The 4,996-nt window shown below is 74.6% G+C and carries 1 protein-coding gene; it reads right to left on the bottom strand.

From position 1 onward, the window contains the following. Positions 1-4,996: type I polyketide synthase (locus GA0070216_RS33475; protein ID WP_141723307.1), on the bottom strand; the 4,996-nt coding region annotated here is incomplete at both ends.

Here is a 4,996-nt window from a genome sequence, read left to right on the forward strand (position 1 = left end):
GCCCGTAGTCGGCCAGCATCGGGTCCATCAGGTGCGAGTGGAACGCGTGCGACACCCGCAACCGGCGCGTCTTCACCTCAAGCGACGCCTCCAACGCGGCAACCTGCTCCTCGGTGCCAGAGACGACGACGGCCCGGGGACCGTTCACCGCCGCCACGTCCACGTCACCGAGATCCAACTCGACAAGCGGCGCGGCGATCGCCAGCATCGCGCCGCCCGCCGGCAGGGCCTGCATCAGCCCGCCCCGGGCCGCCACGACACGGCAGGCGTCCGCCAGGGACCACACCCCGGCGACGTGCGCCGCAGCCAACTCACCGATCGAATGACCCGCCACGAAATCCGGCTTGAGACCCCACGACTCGGCCAGGCGGAACAACGCCACCTCGACCGCGAACAACGCCGGCTGCGTCCACCCCGTCTGATCCAGAACCCCATCCGGATCGGTGAACATCACCTCCCGCAGATCACCACCCAGCAACGGCCCGAACGCCGCACACACCTCGTCCAGAGCGGCGGCGAACACCGGGAACGCGTCCGCCAACTCACGACCCATCCCCACCCGCTGCGCACCCTGACCGGTGAACAGCACCGCCGTACGACCGGCGCTGACCCGGCCCGAGAGTCCGGTGCCGGCTGCCAGAGCCGCCAGGCCGGCGGTCAGGTCGGGGCCGCCCGGGACCGACGGGTCCGCGCCCGGCTCGGTGCCGTCGGTCGAGGCCGACCGCCCGGCGGTCGGGTCGGTGCCGGGTCGGCCGACGACCACGCCCCGGTGGTCCAGGGCGGCCCGGCCGGCGGCCAGCGCGTGCCCGACGTCCACCGGCCGTACGTCGGTGGGGAGTTCGTCGTGGAGCCGGGCGGCCTGCCCGGCCAGCGCGGCGGCGGACCGGGCGGACAGCGGCCAGAGCACCACCGGCGGCTCGGCGCCCTCGACCGGCCCGGCGGACTCGACCGGTGGGGCTTCCTCGACGATCACGTGCGCGTTGGTGCCGCTGATCCCGAACGACGACACCCCGGCCCGGCGGGGCCGGCCCCCGGCCGGCCAGGCGACCGGCTCGGTGAGCAGCCGGACGTCGCCGGCCGCCCAGTCGATCTGTCGGGACGGGGTCCCGGCGTGCAGGGTGCGCGGCAGCGTCCCGTGCCGCATCGCCATCACCATCTTGATCACCCCGGCCATGCCGGCGGCGGCCTGGGCGTGCCCCATGTTCGACTTGATCGAGCCGAGCCACAGCGGGCGGTCCCGGTCCCGGCCGTACGTGGCGAGCAGCGCCTGCGCCTCGATCGGGTCACCGAGGGTGGTGCCGGTGCCGTGTGCCTCGACGGCGTCGACCTGGTCGGGGGTGAGCCGGGCGTTGGCCAACGCCGCCCGGATCACCCGCTGCTGGGCCGGCCCGTTCGGCGCGGTCAACCCGTTGGACGCCCCGTCCTGGTTCACCGCCGAACCCCGGATCACCCCGTAGACGCGGTGACCGCGCCGCTGGGCGTCGGAGAGCCGCTCCAGCACCAGCACGCCGACCCCCTCGGACCAGCCGGTGCCGTCGGCGTCGTCGGAGAACGACTTGCAGCGGCCGTCCGGGGCGAGGCCCCGCTGCCGGCTGAACGCCACGAACGGGGTGGGGTTCGACATCACCAGCACCCCGCCGGCGATGGCGCTGTCGCACTCCCCGGCCCGCAGCGCCTGGGCGGCGAGGTGCAGCGCGACCAGCGACGACGAACACGCCGTGTCGATCGTCATCGACGGCCCCTCGAACCCGAACGCGTACGACACCCGACCGGAGATCACCGAGGCGGAACTGCCGGTGCTCAGGTACGCCTCCGACTCGGCGGGGGCGAGACCGAGCAGGTCGCCGTAGTCCTGGGCACCGGAGCCGACGAAGACCCCGACCGGGCTGCCGCGCAGCGCCTCGGGGTTCATTCCGGCCCGCTCGCACGCCTCCCAGGTGACCTCCAGCATCAACCGCTGCTGCGGGTCCATGGCGATCGCCTCGCGGGGCGAGATGCCGAAGAACTCGGCGTCGAACGCGCCCGCCTCGTAGACGAAGCCGCCGGAACGGACGTAGCTGGTGCCGGGCCGGTCCGGGTCGGCGTCGAAGAGCGCGTCGGTGTCCCAGCCCCGGTCGACGGGGAACGCGCTGATCGCGTCGGTGCCGCTGTCGACCAGCCGCCACAGGTCCTCCGGGGACCGGACGCCCCCCGGGTAGCGGCAGCTCATCCCGACGATGGCGATCGGCTCGTCGGGGTCGGACCCGCCGCCGCCGGAGGTCACGTTGGTCGGGGCGGTGGTGCCGACGAGTTCGTCGTACAGGTGGCGGGCCAGCACGGCGGGGGTCGGGTGGTCGTAGACCATGGTGGCCGGCAGCCGCAGCCCGACGGCCGCGCCGAGGGCGTTACGCAGCTCCACCGCGGTCAGCGAGTCGAAGCCGAGTTCCCGGAACGGCCGCTGGACGTCCACGGTGGTGGCCGCGTCGTACCCGAGGACGGCGGCGACCTGCGCGCGGACGGTGTCCAGCAGGTACGGCAGCCGCTCGGCGTCGGGCAGGCCGGCCAGCACGGAGGTGTCGGCGGGCGTGGCCGGGGCGACGGTCACCGCGCTCTGGTGGGCCTCGGGGAGCGCGGCGAGCAGCGGCCGGGGCCGGGCCAGGGTGTAGATCGGGGTGAACCGGGCCCAGTCGATGTCGGTGACCACGAGGTGGCTCTCGTCGTGGTCGAGCACCTGCTGCAACGCACCGAGGGCGAGGCGCGGCGCCATCGGCGGGGTGCCCTGGCGCAGGAGGTGTTCGGTGGCCTGCTCGTCGACCATGCCTCCACCGCCCCAGGTGCCCCAGGCGATGGAGGTGGCGGTCCGACCCCGGCGGCGGCGCTGGTGGGCGAGCGCGTCGAGCCAGGCGTTGCCGGTGCCGTAGGCGGCCTGCCCGGCGCTGCCCCAGACGGCCGCCCCGGAGGCGAACAGGACGAACGCGTCGAGCGGCCGGTCGGCGAGCAGCGCGTCGAGGTGGGTCGCGCCGCGCACCTTGGCCCGGCACACGGCGGCGAAGTCGTCGAGGCTGGTCGCGTCGAGGGGGGCGGGGTCGTAGAGCACCCCGGCGGCGTGGAAGACGGCGGTCAGGTCGTCGCCGATCCCGTCGAGCAGCGCGGCGACCGCGTCCCGGTCGGCCACGTCGCACGCGACGACCTGCACGCCGGGCAGGCGGGCGGCCAGGTCGGCGGCGCCGGGGGCGGCCGGTCCCCGCCGGCTGGCCAGCACCACCCGCTCGGCGCCCTGGTCGAGGAGCCATTCGGTGAGGTGCGCGCCGATGCCGCCGGTGCCGCCGGTGACCAGCACGGTGCCCCGGGGTCGCCAGCGCCGGTCGGGGCTGCCGGCGGCCGGCCAGCGGACCATCCGCCGGGCCAGCACCCCGGCGGTACGCACGGCGACCTGGTCCTCACCGCCGTCGGCGAGCACGTCGACGAGCCGGTCGAGGTTGTCGGGCGTCCACTCGGTCGGCAGGTCGACGAGGCCGCCCCACCAGCCGGGGTAGTCGAGGGAGAGCACGGTGCCGAGGCCCCAGAGCCCGGCCTGTGCGGCGTGCGGCAGGTCCTCGTACCGGTCGACGGCGACACCGCCGGTGGTGAGGCACCAGAGCCGGCCGGTGAACCCGGCGGCGGCGAGGGCGTGCACCAGTCGTACGGTGCCGGTGACCCCGACGGACAGCCCGGCGTCGTACGGGTCGGGGGTGTCGTCGAGGGCGAGCAGCGAGACGACCCCGGCCGGGGTGTCCCCGCCGACGGACCCGGCTGCGTCGCCGCTGCCCTCGGTGTCCCGGTCGGGTCCGGTGACCTCGCTGGCGGTACGTCGGATGACGGTGGCACCACGGGCGGCGAGCGCGTCGGCGGCGGCGGTGACCCGGGGGTCGTCGGTGAGCGCGTCCGGCGTGACGATCCACCAGTCCCCGGTCAGCTCCGGGCCGGTGGGCAGGTCGGTGGCCCGCCACACCACCCGGTACCGCCAGCCGTCGGTGGCGGTGGCCGGCGCGGCGGTGGGCGTCTCCAGCCAGTACCGTTGCCGGGCGAAGGCGTAGGTGGGCAGGGCGACCTGGCGGGCGTCGGGGTGCACACCCGCCCAGTCCAGGTCCGCCCCGGTGACCCAGGCCTGGGCCATCCCGGCGGCGTAGCCGGTGACCTGGTCGCGGTCCCGGCGTTGCAACGGGATCGCGGCGGTGTCCTCGACACACTCCCCCACCATCGCGGTGAGCACGCTGTCCGGCCCGATCTCCACGAACCGGGTCACGCCCCGCGCGGCCAGTGCGGCCACCGCGTCGGCGAACCGCACGGTGCCGCGCACCTGCCCCTGCCAATACTCCGCCGAACCCAGCTCGGCATCGGTGGCAAGACCACCGGTCGCCGTCGACACCAACGGGACGACCGCCGAATTGGCGGTGACCCCGTCGAGGACCCGCCCGTACTCGGCCAGCATCGGGTCCATCAGATGCGAATGGAACGCGTGCGACACCCGCAACCTGCGGGTCTTCACCTCAAGCCGAGCCTCCAGCGCCGCGATCTGCTCCTCGGTGCCCGACACCACGACGGCCCGGGGACCGTTCACCGCCGCCACATCGACGTCGCCGAGATCCAACTCCGCCAACGGCGCGGCGATCGCCAACATCGCCCCACCGGCGGGCAACGCCTGCATCAACCCACCCCTGGCCGCCACCACCCGACACGCATCTTCAAGCGACCACACCCCCGCCACATGCGCCGCAGCCAACTCACCGATCGAGTGACCCGCCACGAAATCCGGCTTCAAACCCCACGACTGCGCGAGGCGGAACAACGCCACCTCGACCGCGAACAACGCCGGCTGCGTCCACCCCGTCTGGTCGAGAACCCCGTCCGGATCGGCGAACACCACCTCCCGCAGATCACCACCGAGCAACGGCCCGAACGCGGCACACACCTCGTCCAACGCCGACGCGAACACCGGGAACGCCGCCGCCAACTCACGACCCATCCCCACCCGCTG

The sequence above is a fragment of the Micromonospora matsumotoense genome (assembly GCF_900091525.1).
In the GTDB taxonomy this organism is placed as follows: Bacteria; Actinomycetota; Actinomycetes; order Mycobacteriales; family Micromonosporaceae; genus Micromonospora; species Micromonospora matsumotoensis.